This is a genomic window from Bacillus swezeyi, assembly GCF_030908325.1.
In the GTDB taxonomy this organism is placed as follows: domain Bacteria; phylum Bacillota; class Bacilli; order Bacillales; family Bacillaceae; genus Bacillus; species Bacillus swezeyi.
On record NZ_CP133085.1, the window covers coordinates 396,650 to 416,197 of the forward strand.

Here is a 19,548-nt window from a genome sequence, read left to right on the forward strand (position 1 = left end):
ACTTCGAAAAATTTAAAAAGATAAAATTGACTGTCTTCTTTCACTTTATTAGTATTATAGTCAAATATTTTAAAAAGAAGGTATTTTTTGCAGAAACCTTGGGGGAAGGGGAAAACGAGAATTGAATGAAGAAGGATACCGGATTGGAATAGATATTGGAGGGACTTTTACTGATCTTTCTTTGCTGAACCTGAAAGATGGCAGCATGACAGCCGTCAAAACACCGACAGTTCCGGAAGATCCTGCTCAGGGGATTATCAATGGGCTGGCGCTTTTAAAGGAGAATGATATTCAGCCGTCGCAGATTCACTATTTTGTACACGGTATGACAATCGGTTTAAACACATTAATACAGCGCAAAGGAGCCAAAATCGCCCTGTTTGTAACAGAAGGCTTTCGTGATATTCTTTCGCTTCAGCGTCTGCGCCTCCCGATTCCGTACGATTTTAGGTCGCGAATGCCGGAGCCGCTTATTCCCCGTAAATACGTATTTCCAATTAAAGAAAGAATGCTTCACGATGGATCTGAGAAGCTGCCGCTTCATTTAGAAGACATTGACGAAGCTGTCGGCAAAGTTTTGAAAGAAGGAATAACCGGAATCGTTGTTTCTTTTCTTCACAGCTACCGGAATCCTGTTCATGAACGTCAAGCTGTTGAGCGAATCAAACAGCAAGCGCCTGGGTTGGAAGTCGCGGCGTCTTCGGAGCTTTGGGCGCAGCTGAGGGAATACGAACGAACTGTCATATCAGTCGCCAATTTATACATAAAGCCTAATGTGCAGCGCTATTTTAACACGCTCAAAGATAGACTCGCTGAGGCCGGTATTCCGGCGGAGCCGTTTATTACCCAATCAAACGGAGGGCTGATGGATATTGAAACGGCTGCCTCGGCACCTGTCAAAACGCTTTTCTCAGGTCCGGCGGCAGGTGTTATCGGAGCGATTCGCGCTGCTGAATCCGCCGGCTCAGGAAATGTGATCACGTTTGATGTCGGAGGAACAAGTGCTGATATTTCCATTGTAGAAGAAGGAAAAGCAGCACTGACCCAGTCCAATCAAATTTCGGGCTTCCCGATCACCATTCCGTCTGTTGCGATGTATTCGATTGGAGCAGGCGGTGGGTCTGTTGCTTGGATTGATAATGGCGGACTTTTGAAAGTGGGGCCGGAATCGGCAGGCTCTGACCCGGGCCCAGCATGTTATGGAAAAGGGAAGCGGGCTGCACTGACCGACGCGTTTCTGATTTGCCGTTACTTAAATCCTGATCGGTTTGCATCCGGGAATATGAAGCTTTTCCGGGAGAAATCCGAGCAGGCGCTCATGCCTGTTGCGGAACATTTAGGCACAGATGTGGAGCGGGCTGCCGACCAAATGATTCAGGTCGCTGTTGCCAATATGTATACGGAGTTAAGCAATGTGATGGAGCAGCACGGGTTTGATCCCCGTGAATTTAGTCTGCTGGCATTTGGGGGCGCAGGCCCGGTAACAGCAAATTTTCTGGCGGAAGAAATTCAAGCGAAAAACGTGCTGATTCCCCCGAGTCCCGGCACACTATCCGCTTTAGGGGCTTTAACCGCTGATTTTGTCTATGATGCCGTACTTTCAAGGCAGGTTCTTCTTGACGAACTGGATGCGGACCAATTAAAGGAAGAGTTTTCAAGACTGACGAAACAAGCGGAAAAATGGCTTGCTGAACAACGTGTAGAGGTGCTGACGGAGACATCTCTTCTCTGCTTGCTTGATGCCCGTTATAAAGGGCAGGCATACGAGATTGAACTGCCTGTTTCACAGGTATGTATCGAAGAAAAGAACATACGGGAAATCGCAAAATCCTTTCATCGCATCCATCAGCGTAAATATGGACACAGTGATGAAAAAACAAGCATTGAACTGATGAATTTGCGCGTACGGATCATAGGAAAGACGCCAAAACCTTCAGTAGAAGAAAGCCGCCGAACCGCAGGGCCTAAAGCGTTGCCAATCAGCCGGAGGGCGGTCATGATTAAAGGCAGCATATACCAAGCCGCTGTGTACAACCGCTGTGATCTGCCATGCGGTCAGCGGATTGAAGGGCCGGCCATTATTGAGCAGGATGATTCAACCACGCTGATTTTGCCAAACTGGCAGGGAGCCGCGGATCAATCAGGCAACTTTATCATTGTGCGGAAGGAGAGCGAAAAATCATGCGAACAGATCCTGCCCGGCTGGAAATGATGAGAAGCTATTTTAATGCAATAGCCGCGGGGATGGGGCACGTCATTGAACGGACTTCCTTTACAACATTTGTGAAAGAGTCTGCAGATTTTGCAACTGCTCTTGCAACCCCTGATGGAGAATTCTACGTTTATCCAAAAACAGTTGGTGTGACGATTTTTTTAGGGTTATCGTTAAAACGCGCAATTAAGGAAAGCGGACCGTTTAAACCGGGAGACATTGTCCTGACAAATGATCCTTATTCAACAGACGGCTTGGCGACTCATTTGCCTGATTTACACGTTTTTAAACCGATTTTTAGCGGCGGTGAGATTATCAGTTATGCCTGGGCCTTTGTCCATTGCAGCGATGTAGGCGGAATGGTTCCCGCCAGTATTTCGCCAACGGCGACCGACATCCACCAGGAAGGTTTGAGAATTCCGCCCGTCAAGATTTACAAAGAAGGGAAAGCGGATCGCGATATATTAAGTGTTCTCCGGGCGAACAGCAGAGCGCCGGAATTAAACGAAGGGGACATTAACGCGATGATTGCGGCAGTCAATACAGCGGAAGCCCGATTGAAGAAGATGATCGGGAAGTTTGGAAAAAAAGAAGTCCAGCAGGGAATGGAAGATTTGCTTGAGCAAGCGTCCATAAGGGCCGGCAAAGTCATCGGCCGCATCCCTGAAGGAACGTACAGTTTTTCTGATTATCTTGATGATGATATGGTCTCTGACGTTCCGATCCGCCTTGCTGTTTCCGCAAAGGTTTCCGATGGGAAAATCACACTGGACTTCTCAGACTGTGATCCGCAGGTGCAGACCGCTTTTAATCTTGTTACAAACGGAAGCAAACACTCATTTTTATATCAAGGTTTGATCAATTATATCATTAGTGAAGATCCGTTTATTCCGGTTAACGGGGGACTGACGAGGCCGATTGGCGTCATCGCTCCAAGGGGAACATTGGTCAATCCGGAATACCCCGCCTCAGTGGGGATTCGTCATTCGATCACGATGAGACTGTATAATGCTGTGCTCGGTGCATTGGCCAAGGCGCTGCCGGAGGACATTCCCGCTGCGGGAGCAGGCCAGTCGGCCATTGTTGTTCTTTCAGCGCCCGATGAATCAGCGGGCGGCAGGAAGATGTCTGTTGTGGAACCGATGGGCGGCGGAGGCGGCGGCCAGCATGACATGGACGGCGCAGACGGAATTGACCATGCATCGGGATTTTTAAAAAACACGCCAATCGAAAGTCTTGAGCAGCATATCGACATCCATGTTCATCGTTATGAGCTGATTAAAGATACCGCTGGAGCTGGCTTTCACAGGGGCGGTCATGCGATCGGGCTCGAGTTCGAAATCACCGCATCTGAATCAATGGTAACGGCAAGGGGAATGGAACGTTTGCGTTTTCAGCCTTGGGGACTTGCAGGCGGAACAGCAGGAGCCCTCGGACGGGTTCGTCTTCATCCAAATGAGCCCCGCGAAAAAATGATTCCGAAAATTGATGTGCTAAAGCTGAAGCAAGGGGACATCCTCAGCATTCATTCACCGGGCGGAGGCGGCTGGGGAGATCCGTTCACAAGGGAACCAGAGCTTATTTTAAGGGAAGTTGAGGCTGGGCTGCTGAGCGAGGATGCAGCCTATCAAAAATACGGTGTGGCACTGAAGAAAAATGGTGAAGGACGCTTTGCCATCGATAAGGAAGAAACAAGCAAAATCAGAAAGAACAGAGCAGGTGAGCACCTGAAACAGTGGGATTTCGGCGTGGCAAGGGAAGCGTACGAAGGGCTATGGACAGAGGAAGCCAGTACTACCCTCGCTCAGCTGCTTCGACAGCTTCCGGCAAATCAAAGATCGCATGTAAAACATTTGGTGCACCGCTATTTTTCAAAAGAAGATCATCGGCTGATCAATACACAGGCTGTTGCAGCTGTTTTTGAGAAACTGGCAGGAAAAAAATAATACGAAAATGGTGAGAAACAATGAAAAGAAACATCTCTGTTTTGTTTATTCTGTCTCTTGTTTTGATGCTTCTGCTTTCCGCTTGCGGCGGAGGCGGCGGCCAGCAAAGCAAAAAATCCGATACAGTCGTTATCGGTGTCTATGGCGGTGATTGGGAAAAATATATAAAGCCGAGCATTGAAGCATTTGAGAAAGATACGGGACTGAAAGTCAAAGTGGTCTCTGGAACAGACTCTGAGTGGTACACAAAGCTTAAAGCCTCTAATGGCAAAAATGCGCCATACGATCTTTTGATTTTGCAGCCTGATACGATTCAGCGGGCTCAGTCGGCAGACCTGCTGGAGCCTATCGATCAAGAGAAGGTTCCCAATTTAAGCGATTTGTATCGTTCCGTTCAGAAACGCTTTACTTTCGACGGAAAGCAATATGCCGCCGGTTTCAGCATGGGGCAGCTCGGGATTGCTTATCGAAAAGATCTCGTACCGCAGGAGCCGAAGCGGTGGACGGATCTTTGGAACAGCAGCTATCAAGGCCATGTAGCCATCTCCTCTCCAGCTTATTCGGCAGGTCTTCAGTTCTTGTCCGGTTTGATTAATGCTCAGGGCGGTTTGGAGTCAAATCAAAGAGATATGAACAAAGCATTCAACAGTTTGGCGGATTTAAAAAAGAATGTAGTAGCCTTTCCTGATAATCCCGGTTCGATTCAAACGCTTCTTGAACGGGGAGACGCCTGGGTAGTTCCATTCTGGGACGGCCGTGCCTTTTCTCTTCAGAACTCAGGGCTTGATTTGGGGTTTGCATATCCTGAAGAAGGTGCTGTGGCAGCTGTCGCGAGCTGGGCTTTAATGAAAGGAAGTCCTAATGAAGAAAATGCCTACAAGCTTCTCAATCATTTGATCAGTCCCGATGTTCAAAAGGACTTTTCTGATAAAACGTATTACGGCATGACCAATAAAAAAGTGAAATACAGTGATGATTTAAAAGGGAAGGTGAAAGTCGGAGAAGCTTATTACAGCAATTTAAAATGGGTGGACTATGAAACTGCAGCAAAAGAATTAGGCGATTGGACAAATCGCTGGAATCAAGTACTAGGCGGAAAATAGGTGACAATCATGAGTGCAATTCAGATTCAGCATGTCAGCCGGCATTTCGGAGATACCATCGCATTAGAAGACGTACAGCTTGAAGTCGAGGAAGGGGAGTTTTTTTCTTTGCTTGGTCCGAGCGGCTGCGGAAAGTCAACACTTCTTAATATCATAGCCGGGTTTCTTCAACCAACTTCTGGTTTTGTATATATAGGAGGAGAAAATATTACTGATTTGCCGCCATATCATCGACATATCGGCATGGTTTTTCAAGACTATGCTTTGTTTCCTCATTTGAATGTTTTTGACAATGTTGCATATGGTTTAAAGGTTCAAAAAATGCCGCGGAAAAAGCTCAAAGAACGGGTAATGGAATGCCTGGCATTAGTCAGGCTTGAAGCGTTTGCAGAGCGAATGCCCCATCAGCTTAGCGGCGGGCAAAAGCAGCGTGTGGCGATTGCCCGTGCATTGGCGGTTCAGCCATCAGTGCTGTTGCTTGATGAGCCGTTAAGCAATCTTGATGCAAAACTGAGAAAAGATATGCAGTTTGAGCTGCGCAGCATTCAAAAGCGTGTCGGCATTACAACGATCCTGGTGACTCACGATCAAGAGGAAGCTTTGAGCTTATCTGACAGGGTTGGAATTCTTGGCGATGGAAAGCTTCAGCAGCTCGGAACCCCATTGGATGTATACCGGACGCCGGCAAATCGGTTTGTTGCGGAGTTTATCGGACAGGTGAATTTGTTTGAGGCTTATTCGGCAGACATGCAGCCTGCTTCATCAGGATATCGATATGAGGTGCCTGGTTTTGAAGTTGATGAAGGTGTACCGCTCTCTATTGAAGTGAGCGGGGAACACGGCCCTTCTGTGTTATTTATGCTGCGCCCCGAACGAATTTCAATTCTTCCCGAAGAGCAAAACGGCCAGTCAAATGGAATGCCAGCTACACTAACGGAGGTTGGCTATATTGGAAATGCGCTCCGGCTGAAAGCGGCTTTAATCAAGGGCGAAATTACCATTCAAGCGCCTGATCCGCAGTTTCCCAGGCTGCCGAAGCCGGGAGATAAAGTTTATATTGACTGGGAGCAGGAAGACCTTGTGCCTCTTGGTTTAAAGGAGGAGCCAAATGGCGGGCGATAACCAAAAACGATTTTATTGGCTTTTACTGATGCCTGCGCTTTTGTTTCTCGGCGTTTTCCTCGTCTTTCCGTTTGTCCTCCTGCTGATTTTAAGTTTCAGAGATGTAGACGGGATGATGAATATGCTGGATACGTACAGCTTTTCTCATTACATCGAAGTGTTTACTTCAGACGTCTATTTAAAAACGGTCGGAACGACGCTTTGGACAGCACTGAAAACAACCGTTTTCTGCCTTCTTTTGGCATATCCGGCGGCATATTTGCTCGTTAAGGCGCCAACCCGTAAATGGCGGGCATTGTTTTATATTTTACTTGTTTCCCCGCTGCTCACAAGTGTCGTGATCCGGACGTTTTCCTGGATTGTGCTGCTTTCGCAAAACGGAATCATCAATGAAGCGCTGCTCAGTATGAAGCTGATTGAAAAGCCCCTGCCGCTTTTATGGAATATGAACGCGGTTATTATCGCATATGTTCAGGTCATGCTGCCGTTTGCCGTCTTGCCTCTCGCCGGATCTTTAGGCGAAGTAAAACCGAATCTCAAATATGCTTCAATGAGTCTTGGAGCAGGGCGGCTGCGGACGTTTTTTTGCGTCACGCTGCCTCTGACAATTCCCGGAATGATCACAGGAGCGATGATCGTTTTTTCGCTGGCTGCCGGAAGCTATATTACGCCCCTTTTAGTCGGGGGAAGGATGCAGCCGCTGCTCCCGCTTTCAATCTATCAGCAGGTGATGCAAGTGTTTGATTTGCCGCTTGCGGCTGCCATGTCTTTTACTTTATTGGCCGCTGTATGTGTGATCATTGCTATCCTGGGGATACTCCTCAAACGATGGGAGGCGAGAATGAGTGGGTAGTAGATTGCGCCGCAAGTCATCAGGGAAGTGGATTGATGTATTCGTTTGGACCACAGGGACTTTCGTTTATCTTTTTTTGGCACTTCCCGTATTTGTCATCGTTCTGTCGGCGTTCAGTCCATCCGAGTATCCGAAATTTCCGCCGTCGGGCTTTTCTCTTCGCTGGTTTGCCAGCGTTTTCAGTAGCGGCGAATGGATGGATTCCATTGGGGTCAGCTGCCTGCTGCTAATGATTGTGACGCCGCTTACGGTCATCCTTGGAACCGCAGCCTCCTATGCTTTGGCAAGACTCCAGTTTCCGGGCAAGGATGCGATTCAATCTTTTATTTTATCTCCGCTGATGATTCCCCAAATTGTTTTGGGAGTGGCTCTTCTTTATTTGTTCACAATGATGGGGATGAACGGAAGTGTCGCGGGGCTGGTGATCGGACACATGCTGATCAGCCTCCCATATGTGGTCCGGACAGTCGGAGTCAGCGTGTCGAATTTGGATCCAAAGCTCGAGCAGGCTTCCATGAACCTTGGAGCAGGACCTGTCCAAACCTTTTTGAACGTGTCCCTGCCGCTGATGAAACCGGGCATGATTGCGGGAGCGGTGTTTTCTGCTGTGACGTCATTTGGAGAAATCTCAATCAGCCTTTTTGTATCTTCACCAACGGTTACACCCGTACCGATCAGAACGTTCAGCTACATTGAGCAGACATTTGATCCGAGCGTCAACGCCATTTCTGTCATATTTATTGCGATTTCCGTCATTGCGCTGATAGTCATTGAGCGGACGATCGGGCTTTCAAAAACGATGTAGGACAGTTTTTTGATTTAAGGCAAGCAGTCTGCTTGTCTTTTTTGTTTTTGTAAAAGGATTGACAATCACGCATCAAATAAGTAGTTTGCCGGTAGTTGTTTAATATAGTTTAAGTTCTATCTATGATTCTTTTTCTATAAAGTAAGAAGGGATACATGGCGGGATCAATATCTGTATGATCTTTAAAAATTTTGTAAAATAAAATACCGAAAAAATATATTATAAAAATAATTTCACCCAAATTTTAAGAAATGTTAATAAAAAATGAAACTGCCATTGGAAATATGCGGGTTAAAACGATTCTTTTTCGTTTTCCCGCATATTTTTTTAGAAATTTCGGAATCGCGCATCAATCTTTTCGCCTACCCTTCGGTATCCCGCATGAATCTTTTCACCTATTTTTCGGTGAAAAAAACAAATTTTTCATTTAAAGTGAACTGTGAGCAGAAAATGAATATATTTCAGAAAAAGCAGATAAAGGCAAACCTGCGGAAACGCAGGGACGCAAAGCCATGGCCTAAGGTGCGGACGGTGCTAAGGTTGACAGGTTGCCGAATAAACAGGGAGTCACCCGTTTTTATTCGGGTGGACTCTTTTCATTTTATTCCCAATATAACTTTTTATTGGAAGTGATCAATCTGTGACAGCGCAATCCACACATCGCAAAACCGCAAAACAGTTTTGCGGTTTGCTTTAGGCCCGTCATAAATAACAAAGCATAAAGGAGGAAAATAAAAAATGGAAAACACATACTACCCATTGACACATGCTCAAAGACGAATTTGGTATACAGAAAAGTTTTATCCCGCTACAAGCGTTTCAAATTTGAGCGGTTTTGGAAAGTTGAAATCAGAATCAGGAATAGATCCAGGTATATTGACTGAAGCGATTCGGCAGTTTGTCCGCACAAATGAAACAATGCGTTTTAGGCTGATGTTTGATGAAGAGGATGAACCAAAACAATATGTAGCCGAACATAAACCGTTTGAAATTGAGTATTTTGATGCCGCAAAAACAGGCAATGTGAGTGAGATTTTAAAATGGGGACAAGCTGAAGCACGCCGGCCTCTGCCTCTGTATGACAATCCATTATTTAAGTTTGCAGTCGTACATATCAGCCCTGTAGAAAGCTGGTTTTTTGTAAAAGTTCATCATATCATCTCTGACGGCATTTCTATGACACTCCTAGGTAACCGCATCACAGATATTTATTTGAAGCTTTCCAATGGGGAAACTGACCTCGAAGCTGTACAGTCATCATTTACGGAACACATTCAAAGTGAATTGGATTACGAAGACTCCAAACGGTTCCAAAAAGATAAAGCTTATTGGAACGCGCAATATGAAGACATTCCCGAACCCTTATCTTTAAAGCAAAGTGATTCTAACCAAATTTGTTTAGATGCGGTTCGTCTTTCTAAAGAGATTTCCCCTGCCCTGTACAAGAAAATTCAAGCGTATAGTAAGGATTACAACATTAGTGTGCTCTCCTTGTTCCTATCAATCTTACACATTTATATGCATCGGGTGACCGGCCAAACAGATGTCGTACTCGGCACATTTATGGGAAACCGGACAAATGCAAAAGAAAAACAGATGCTCGGCATGTTCGTTTCGACTATTCCGATGAAAGCCAGCCTTGATGCGCAGCAGGACTTTACTGCATTTGTGCAGGAAAGGATGAAAGAGCAGCTTAAAATCATCAGACATCAAAAGTATCCGTACAATCTGCTGATCAATGACTTGCGGGAAAGGCAGTCTCATTTAAATAGACTGTTCGCTGTTTCTCTTGAATATCAGGTTATGCAATGGCAGCAAAAAGGGACGATCTCATTTTTAACGGAGCCGATTTTCAGCGGCAGTGAAGTCAACGATATCTCCATACACGTGAAAGAAAGATGGGATACAGGGACGCTTGCGATCGACTTTGATTACAGACAGGAACTGTTCAGCGCGGAAGAAATGGTCATTTTATATGAGAGGCTTATGACGCTGCTTGAGGATGCCATCAATATGCCCGACAAAAAAATTAAGGATCTCGACCTCATTCCTGAACAGGAAAAACAGCAGCTGTTAAAGAAGGCTTCTGGTTCTTTGACCAAGTATGACAAGCAGATGACCCTGCACGGTTTATTTGAACAACAAGCAGCCAAAATTCCAGAAAAAACAGCGCTTGTGTTTGAGGGGAAACAGATTTCATATCGGGAGCTTAATGAGCAGGCAAACCGGCTGGCAAGGACGCTTCGCAAAAGGGGAATTGGTCCGGACGCTCCGGCAGCCGTTTTGATGGAGCGGTCAGAACGGACGATAACGGCCATATTAGGGATTCTCAAAGCGGGAGGAGCTTATGTGCCGCTCGATCCAAGCTTTCCGAGCGAGAGAATTCAATTCATGCTCAAGGATTCAGACGCAAAAGTCGTGATTACTGACAAGGCATTTGAGGCTGATACTGCTGAAGTACTGTCGTTTTCCGCAGCGCTTTCTGAAACGAAGGAAAGCGGCAATCTGCCTTCATCAGCAGGCGCCGATCATCTCGCTTACATTATCTATACTTCTGGAACAACGGGTCGTCCGAAAGGAGTCATGATTGAGCACAGACAGGTTCATCATCTTGTGAGGGGGCTTCAGCAGGCTGTAGATACATATGATCAAGCCGATTTGAAGATTGCGATTTTGGCTCCGTTTCATTTTGATGCTTCCGTCCAGCAGATTTTCACATCCCTTTTGCTTGGCAAGTCTCTGTATATCGTTCCGAAAAGGGTCGTTTCCGACGGGCGCGCATTATCCGCTTATTATCGCCGTCATCAGATTGATGTAACCGACTGCACGCCGTCTCATTTACAGCTTTTGATTGCGGCGGATGACCTTCGCGGAATAAAACTGCGGCATATGCTTGTGGGAGGAGAGGCATTATCAAGGGTGGCGACCGAAAAGCTGCTTCGATTATTTGCAGAAACGGCTGAATCGGTTCCTTTTATCACGAATGTTTACGGCCCGACGGAAACTTGTGTCGACGCCTCGGCATTCACGATTCCGCATGACGGGCATTTCCCGTATGATACCGCCTATGTACCGATCGGCAGGCCGCTTGGGAACAATCGTTTCTACATTTTGGATGAAAACGGAGCGCTTCTGCCCGACGGTGTCGAAGGCGAATTGTATATCGCGGGAGACGGAGCCGGCCGGGGATATTTAAACCTTCCTGACATGACGAAAGAAAAATTTTCAGCGGATCCTTTTGTTCCCGGATATGTCATGTACCGAACAGGAGATATGGCAAGATGGCTTCCTGACGGTACGGTTGATTTTATCGGCCGAAAAGATGACCAGGTCAAGATTCGCGGCTACCGGATTGAGCTCGGAGAAATTGAATCGGTTTTACAGCAGGCGCCAAATACCGAGAAAGCAGTTGTGCTCACACGGCAGGGATCAGCCGGCGGTCTTGAGGTTTGCGCATATGTTGTTCCGAAAAACGGATCTGCGGTTTCGGTGCATGAGTTAAGGGAGCATCTGTCCAAACAGCTGCCTGATTATATGCTGCCTTCTTATTTCGTCGAGCTTGATGAAATGCCGCTGACGCCAAGCGGTAAAGTTGATCGAAAAGCTTTGCTTCGCCATGAGGTGAAGGCTTCGGGAGGAACAGAATATACGGCGCCGAGAAATGACCGTGAAGAAAAAATCGCGCACATTTGGAAGGAAGTGCTAGCCGCTGAAAAAGTCGGCATTTTTGATCAGTTCTTTGAACTCGGCGGCCACTCGCTGAAAGCGATGACGATGCTGACGAAAATCCACAAAACATTCGGTGTTGAGGTTCCTCTGCAGTTCCTGTTTGAAAAACCGACTGTAGCCGCTCTTGGTCAATTTGTTTCTGAAGCGGAGCAAAACGGGTTCACAGCGATCGAACCAGCAGCAGAAAGTGAAGATTATCCTCTTTCTCTGGCCCAGCAGCGGATCTATATCGTCAGCCAGCTGGAAGGAGCGGGAATCGGCTATAATATGCCGGCCGCTGCAATGCTTGAAGGCATACTGGATCTTCAGCGTCTTGAGGCCGCTTTTCAAAAGCTGATCGAAAGGCATGAGGCGCTCCGTACTTCATTTGTATCTGTCAATGGAGAGCCGAGGCAAAAAATTCATCAAAAGGTGCAGTTCAATATTGAGATGATCCAAGGCGGAGACAAGCCTGTCGAACAGATCATGAAATCGTTTGTCCGCCGTTTTGATCTGAGCCGCGCACCGCTGCTGAGAGTGGGGCTCGTCCGTCTTGAGGAAAGCAGGCATATGCTGCTGTTTGATATGCATCACCTGGTTTCTGACGGGGTTTCCATTTCGATTATTTTACAAGAGCTGGCTGGGCTATATAAAGGTAAAGCCTTGCCTGAGATGCGTTTGCACTACAAGGATTACGCTTCTTGGCAAAGAGAACAGGCTGCAGGCGGCTATCGAAGAGAAGAGGAGTATTGGCTAAGCGTCTTTTCCGGGGAGCTGCCTGTACTGCAGCTGTTAACAGATGAGCCCCGTCCGGCTGTTCAAAGCTTTGAAGGAGACAGAGTTTCTGCTGTCGTGCCAAAAGAGATCAAGGAAAAAATGACTGGGCTGGCGGAAGAAAACGGAGTGACACTGTATATGGTCATGCTCGCCGCTTACAACACGCTCCTTGCAAAATACGCCGGACAGGAAGATGTGATTGTCGGGACGCCGACAGCGGGCCGAAGCCATTCCGATTTGGAAGGAATCGTCGGAATGTTTGTCAATACGCTGGCGATCCGCTCAAAAGTTGATCGGGAAAAAACGTTCGCTGATCTGTTGCATGATGTGCGGGAAACGGTGCTGAACGCATTTGAACATCAGAAATATCCGTTTGAATGGCTTGCGGAAAAGCTGAATGTACCGCGTGATTTAAGCCGCCATCCCATTTTTGATACGATGTTTATTTTACAAAATTCAATCGAAGACATTCCACTGCTCGGCGACTTGCGCCTTTCAATCCATGAAACGAATTTCAACATTGCAAAGTTTGATCTGACACTGCAAGCGAAAGAAGAACACGGTGAATTGATTTTCGATTTGGATTACAGTACAAAGCTGTTTAAAAAAGATACCGCTGAGAGGATGCTGGCGCATTACCTGAATCTGCTGAAAGACATGACAGCCGATCCGCATCGGAAAATCGGCGATTTCAGCCTTTTGACTGAGGAGGAAACGAATCGGCAGCTCATCGCGTTCAATCCGGGGCGAAGCGATTATCCGCGGGAGCAAACGATTGTTCAGCAATTTGAGGAGCAAGCGGCAAAAGCAGGAGGTCGTCCAGCCCTTCAATTTGCAGACGCGGTATATTCGTACACCGAGCTTAATGAAAAAGCGAACCAATTGGCAAGACGCCTCCGTGAAAGAGGTGTGAAAACCGGAACAACAGCTGCCATTCTTACCGCCAGGTCGGCTGAAATGGTTGTCGGAATTCTTGCCGTGTTAAAAGCAGGAGCCGCTTATGTCCCGATTGATCCCGATCATCCGGAGCAGCGCATCAAACACTTCTTTCATGACAGCGGAGCATCGGTTCTTTTAACGCAAAAGGCGCTGAAGCCGCTTGCTGAAGGCGCTGAATTTGCGGGGGATTTGGTCTTCCTTGACGATGAACAGCTCTATCGAGGTTACGCGGGCAATTTGTATATTCCGATTTCTCCGCAAACTTTAGCAAATCTTACGTACACATCGGGAACAACCGGAACGCCGAAAGGCAATATGGTGACACATCGTAATATTTTGCGTACGGTGAAAAACGCGAATTATTTGGAAGTCTTGGATTCAGATATTGTGCTTTCGATTTCCAACTATGTATTTGATGCTTTCATGTTTGATGTGTTCGGCTCATTGTTAAACGGCGCCAAACTGGTGGTTGTTCCGAAAGAGACGATCCTTGACATGGGACGGCTTGCCGACGTGCTTGAAAAAGAAAAAATCTCCGTCTTAATGATTACGACTGCTTTATTCAATCTGCTTGTCGATATGCGCCCTGACAGTATGAGGAATTTGCGAAGAGTGCTGTTCGGCGGTGAACGTGCATCTGTCGATCATGTCAGAAGAGCCCTTAAGGCCGTTGGAAAGGGACGTCTTCTTCATATGTACGGGCCGTCTGAGAGTTCTGTCTTTGCGACCTATCATCCTGTCAATGATATTCCTGACAATGCGCAGTCTGTGCCGATCGGAAAACCCGTCAGCAATACGGAGGTTTTGATTCTTGATTCGGCTGGAAAAGTACAGCCGGCAGGAGTTGCGGGTGAATTGTGCGTCGGAGGAGACGGACTTGTCCGCGGCTACTTTAACCGACCTGAGCTGACGGCGGAGAAATTCACAGCACATCCGTTCAAAAAAGATCAGAAGGTATACCGGACAGGCGATATGGCGAGATGGCTTGCCGACGGATGCCTTGAATTTATCGGCCGGATCGATCATCAGGTCAAAATTCGCGGACAGAGAATCGAACTCGGCGAAATCGAGCATCATCTGTTGACGCATGACATGATTCAGGAAGCCGCCGTTCTGGCTGTTGACACCGAATCGGGAGATAAAATGATCTGTGCGTACATTGCTGCTGATCGAGAGCTGTCAAGCCGTGAGCTTCGTGAACATGCGGCTTCGGGGCTGCCTGGCTATATGATTCCGTCTCTGTTTATGCAATTAGACGAGCTTCCGCTCACAGGAAATGGAAAAGTGGACAGAAGAGCGCTGCCCGCACCTGACGCCGCACAAAGCGTGCAAACGGAATATACGGCACCGCGGAATGAGACAGAAGCCCGTCTTGCTGAGCTTTGGCAGGAAGTGCTCGGTATCTCTAAAGTCGGGGTGTATGACAATTTCTTTGAACTTGGCGGACATTCTTTAATCGGAATGACACTCATTGCCCGCATCCAGCAGGAGATGGATGTTGCTCTTCAGCTGAAAGATTTGTTCCAGTCGCCGACAATCGAAAGCCTGGCAGAAATGGCAGCAGAAGCGGAAAAAAAATCGGCGGTCTATATTGGAGCGGCGGAAGAGCAGGAGACATACCCTGTATCATCAGCTCAAAAACGGCTTTATGTCCTCCAGCAGCTTGAAGGCGCCGAGAAAAGCTATAACATGCCAGCTGTTCTTCAACTCGAAGGGAAGCTTGAGTTAGGGCGGCTGGAAGCTGTTGTACAAAGTCTCATCTTGCGCCATGAAGCGTTCCGAACATCGTTTGAAATCAAGGACGGTGAACCTGTCCAGCGGATTTGGAAGAATATCGGGTTTACGATTGATGTAAAAGATGCAGATGAGCGGGAAGCCGAAAAATTGATTGGAGCATTCATCAGGCCGTTCGATTTAACTCAAGCGCCGTTATTCCGAATGAACATCATCCGTCTTGCAGAAGAAAAACACCTTTTGTTAGTCGATATGCACCATATGATTTCAGACGGTGCCTCAGTCAGCGTTCTGATTGAAGAGATGACAAGGCTGTATGCAGGAGACACGCTTGAACCGCTGCGGATTCAGTATAAAGACTATACGGTATGGCAGCAGAAGAATCTGCAAACCGAACAGGATAACAATCATGAAGAATATTGGCTTAAGGAGCTGGCTGGCGAACTGCCCGTTTTGACGCTGCCGACAGACTATTCTCGTCCGGCCGTTCAGACGTTTGAAGGGGATCGTCTCAGCTTTGCGCTGAAACCGGAGCTGGTGCAGTCGCTGAGGAATATTGCACAGGAAACGGAATCGACCTTATATATGGTGCTCCTTGCTTCATACAGCACGTTTTTATCCAAGCTCAGCGGGCAGAGCGACATTGTGGTCGGCTCTCCTGTTGCGGGAAGATCACATGCCGATTTGCATAACATCATCGGTATGTTTGTCAATACATTGGCGATGAGAACGCATCCGCAGGGAGAGAAAACTTTTTCCGGATTCTTGCAGGAAGTCAAAAAAACGGTGCTTGGCGCATTTGAGCATCAAGACTACCCGTTTGAAGAGCTGGTCGAAAAATTGCACGTTGAGCGCGACATGAGCCGAAATCCGTTATTCGATGCGGTGTTTTCCATGCAAAATGCCGATTTGAAAGAATTAACAATGAAAGGGGTCACACTTCAGCCGTATGAATTTGAACATCAGACGGCCAAATTCGATCTGACCCTGGCCGCAGCGGAAGAAGATGGGCTTGTCCGCTTTGAAATGGAATATAACACGGCTCTCTTTAAGCATGAATCAATCAAGCGCTGGAGCGGATATTGGCTTCATCTTCTTGAAGCTGTCGCGGAAAATCCGAATGTCCGCCTTTCAGAGATTTCTCTGTTGGATGAAGCGGAAAAACGGCGGATTATGAACGGATGGAATGACACCGCGCTTGACGTCCCGGCAGACAAAACGATTCACGAGCTGTTTGAAGCGCAAGCCCTCCGCACACCTGACCGCGGGGCTGCGGTGTACAACGGCCGCAGGTGGACGTACAGAGAGCTTAACGCCCATGCCAACCGCCTCGCCCGCCTGCTCATCGAAAAAGGGGCGCAGCCTGACCAGCGGATCGGCATCATGGTCAAGCCTTCGTTGGAAATGGCGGCCGGTGTGCTGGCGATTTTGAAAGCAGGAGCGGCCTATGTGCCGATCGATCCCGACTATCCGGCCCAGCGGATCGGATATGTGCTAAAAGACAGCGGTGCGGAGCTGCTTTTGACGCAACCAGTTTTAGCCGTTCCTGAAGATTTCAACGGGGAAGTCATTCTGCTCGATTCCATGCTGAATGGAGAATTGACAGATGAAGATGACATGAACCCGCAGTCAGGGGCGAAGCCCGACAACTTGGCGTACTTGATCTATACATCAGGGACGACAGGCGAGCCGAAAGGCGTCATGGTCGAACACCATTCCCTCGTGAACCTGTGCTATTGGCATCATCATGCATTTGAGGTCACAGAACAGGATAAAAGCGCGAAATACGCGGGCTTCGGCTTTGACGCATCCGTATGGGAGATGTTCCCGTACTGGATCGCCGGAAGTGAGCTCCACATCATCGATGAAGCGATTCGGATGGATATCGTCCAACTGAATCAATATTTCGAAGAACACGGCATCACGATCACATTCCTGCCGACACAGCTGTGTGAACAGTTTATGGAGCTGAACAACCGTTCATTGCGCGTGCTTTTGACTGGCGGAGACAAGCTGAAGCGGATTGAAAAGCGCGGCTACACGCTCATCAACAACTACGGCCCGACAGAAAACACGGTCGTTGCGACAAGCACGGCGATCGACCCTGATGAAGGAATGCTTTCGATCGGTCAGCCAATCGCCAATACAAGGGCATATGTGCTTGGAGAAAACAACCAAGTACAGCCTGTCGGTGTCACGGGTGAACTGTGCATTGCCGGCCGCGGGCTTGCGCGCGGCTACTTGAACAAACCTGAGGAAACAGCGAAGCGCTTTACGGAAGATCCGTTTGTGCCGGGAGAGCGCATGTACCGGACGGGAGACGCGGTCAGATGGCTCGCGGACGGACGGCTTGAATATATCGGCCGGATCGACCAGCAGGTGAAAATACGCGGCTTCCGGATTGAGCTTTCTGAAATTGAAGTCCAGCTTACACAGCTCGCTGAAGTCCAGGAGGCAGTCGTCGCCGATATCGAGGACGCCTACGGCAATAAAGCGCTGTGCGGCTATGTCACATCAGCGGAACAGCTTGATACAGAAAACATGGCCCGTCAGCTTGCGAATGTGCTGCCAGACTACATGGTGCCGGCGTATTGGATGCAGCTCGATCATCTTCCGATTACGGCGAACGGAAAAGTCGACCGGAGGGCGCTTCCGCAGCCTGACGTTGAAGCGAAAACAGCTGAATACAAAGCACCGCGAACGGAGACGGAGCAGCTGTTGGCGGATGTTTGGCAAGAGGTTCTCGGCATTGAACGAATCGGAATCAGCGACAATTTCTTCACACTCGGAGGAGATTCGATCAAAGGGATTCAAATGGCGAGCCGCCTGCAGCAGCACGGCTGGAAGCTTGAAATGAAAGAATTGTTCCAGCACCCGACAATCGAACAGATCAGCTTATATGTACAATCGGCTGATGATCAGCCGGTTGATCAAGGGCCTGTCGAAGGAGAGGTCGAACTGACGCCGATCCAGCGCTGGTTCTTTGAACGCGGCTTTACGAACCCACATCACTGGAATCAGTCGGTTATGCTTCATTCTCCGGCGGGATTTGACCCGGAATTTGCCGGACGGGCTTTAAGCAAGCTGATGGAACACCATGACGCCCTTCGCACCGTTTATAAACAAAAGGGAGAACGAATGGTTCAGTATAACAGAGGCCTTGAAGAAGCAGCGGTTCTTCCAGAAGTGATTCATTTCAATGAGTCCGGTGAAGAACTGGAAGCTGCCATTTTGCGGGAAGCCAATCGAGTTCAAAGCAGTATTGATTTATCCGAAGGACCGCTCTTGAACGCGGCAATCTTTAAAACAGGTCAAGGCGACCACTTGCTGATCGTCATTCACCATCTCGTTGTTGACGGGATTTCATGGAGAATCCTGCTTGAAGATTTCGCTTCCGGTTATCTTCAGGCTGAAAAAGGAGAACCGATTGTTCTGCCGGAAAAATCTCATTCTTTCGCTGAATATGCAGATCGTCTTAAAGAATACGCCGGCTCCAAAGCCTTTGCAAAAGAAATCGGCTATTGGAAGGAGATCGAGAATGCCGCGTCAGCTCCGCTTCCTAAAGATTTTGAAGCAAGAGACGGACGGATGTGCCACTCGAAAACAGCGGAATTCTCCCTTTCCAAAGAACAGACGGAACAGCTGACGACAAAAGTTCATGAAGCATATCACACAGAAATGAATGACATTTTACTTGCAGCTCTGGGCTTTGCGGTAAAAGAGTGGACTGGGCAGGATGACTTACTCGTCAGCCTGGAGGGACACGGCCGGGAGGATATTATCGACGGCTTGAATATCTCCCGGACTGTCGGCTGGTTTACAAGCCAGTTCCCGGCGCTGATTCAGATGCGCCATGCTGATGATACAGGCTATCAAATCAAACGGATCAAAGAAGATTTGCGCCACATTCCGAATAAAGGGATCGGCTATGGCATTTATCGCTATTTGACGGAAGAAGGCAAACAGACAAAGCCGATAAAGCCGGAAATCAGCTTTAACTATTTAGGTCAGTTTACGGAAATGTCGGAATCCGGTCTGTTTTCAAGATCATCCATGCCGTCCGGCGACCCGCTGAGCCCTGACACAGAAAAGCCGAATGTGCTCGATATCGTCGGTTTTATAGAAGACGGTGTTTTGACGATGTCGATTGTCTACAGTTCCTTGGAATTCAAAGAAACCACAATCACAGCAGTCGCCGACAGCTTTAAAGCATATTTATTGCAGCTGATTGATCATTGTTTAAATCAAGATGGAGACGAAATAACCCCTAGCGATCTAGGAGATGATGATCTGACGCTTGAAGAACTTGATAAATTGATGGAGATTCTCTAACAAAACATACGAGGTGC

The 19,548-nt window shown here is 47.8% G+C and carries 7 protein-coding genes and 1 riboswitch; all 7 genes read left to right on the forward strand.

The annotated features are described in order from the left end of the window. Nucleotides 1–121: 121 nt before the first annotated feature. The 7 genes from RBH91_RS02150 to RBH91_RS02180 all read left to right on the forward strand — a co-directional run bounded on the left by RBH91_RS02150 (nucleotide 122) and on the right by RBH91_RS02180 (nucleotide 19,531). Nucleotides 122–2,212 (forward strand): hydantoinase/oxoprolinase family protein, encoded by a 2,091-nt coding sequence (locus RBH91_RS02150; RefSeq protein WP_307893305.1) that lies wholly within the window; start codon nucleotides 122–124, stop codon nucleotides 2,210–2,212. Next, nucleotides 2,182–4,158 carry a hydantoinase B/oxoprolinase family protein gene (locus tag RBH91_RS02155; RefSeq protein ID WP_404802462.1) on the forward strand — a complete coding sequence of 659 codons (1,977 nt, stop codon included), beginning with the start codon at nucleotides 2,182–2,184 and terminating at the stop codon, nucleotides 4,156–4,158. Before RBH91_RS02150 ends, RBH91_RS02155 begins: the two co-directional genes overlap by 31 nt. A gap of 20 nt (nucleotides 4,159–4,178) precedes the next feature. Next, nucleotides 4,179–5,261, forward strand: coding sequence for an ABC transporter substrate-binding protein (locus RBH91_RS02160; protein ID WP_307893307.1), 1,083 nt, complete (start codon nucleotides 4,179–4,181; stop codon nucleotides 5,259–5,261). 9 nt (nucleotides 5,262–5,270) lie between these two features. Beyond that, nucleotides 5,271–6,383 (forward strand): ABC transporter ATP-binding protein, encoded by a 1,113-nt coding sequence (locus RBH91_RS02165; RefSeq protein ID WP_307893308.1) that lies wholly within the window; start codon nucleotides 5,271–5,273, stop codon nucleotides 6,381–6,383. Beyond that, nucleotides 6,370–7,236, forward strand: a complete 867-nt coding sequence (locus tag RBH91_RS02170) for an ABC transporter permease (RefSeq protein WP_307893309.1) — start codon at nucleotides 6,370–6,372, stop codon at nucleotides 7,234–7,236. The genes RBH91_RS02165 and RBH91_RS02170 overlap by 14 nt, the downstream gene beginning before the upstream one ends. Next, entirely contained in the window at nucleotides 7,229–8,041 is an 813-nt protein-coding gene (locus RBH91_RS02175) for an ABC transporter permease (RefSeq protein WP_404802463.1), read from the forward strand. The genes RBH91_RS02170 and RBH91_RS02175 overlap by 8 nt, the downstream gene beginning before the upstream one ends. Nucleotides 8,042–8,510: 469 nt before the next feature. Further along, nucleotides 8,511–8,597, forward strand: a riboswitch (cyclic di-GMP riboswitch). 182 nt (nucleotides 8,598–8,779) lie between these two features. Next, complete coding sequence (locus tag RBH91_RS02180; RefSeq protein ID WP_307893310.1) at nucleotides 8,780–19,531, forward strand: non-ribosomal peptide synthetase; 10,752 nt, start codon at nucleotides 8,780–8,782, stop codon at nucleotides 19,529–19,531. Nucleotides 19,532–19,548 lie beyond the last annotated feature (17 nt).

Coding starts and splice junctions, on each gene's coding strand:
- RBH91_RS02165 (WP_307893308.1), top strand. CDS start 5,271: ATGAGTGCAATTCAGATTCAGCATGTCAGCCGGCATTTCGGAGATACC.
- RBH91_RS02160 (WP_307893307.1), top strand. CDS start 4,179: ATGAAAAGAAACATCTCTGTTTTGTTTATTCTGTCTCTTGTTTTGATG.
- RBH91_RS02170 (WP_307893309.1), top strand. CDS start 6,370: ATGGCGGGCGATAACCAAAAACGATTTTATTGGCTTTTACTGATGCCT.
- RBH91_RS02180 (WP_307893310.1), top strand. CDS start 8,780: ATGGAAAACACATACTACCCATTGACACATGCTCAAAGACGAATTTGG.
- RBH91_RS02155 (WP_404802462.1), top strand. CDS start 2,182: ATGCGAACAGATCCTGCCCGGCTGGAAATGATGAGAAGCTATTTTAAT.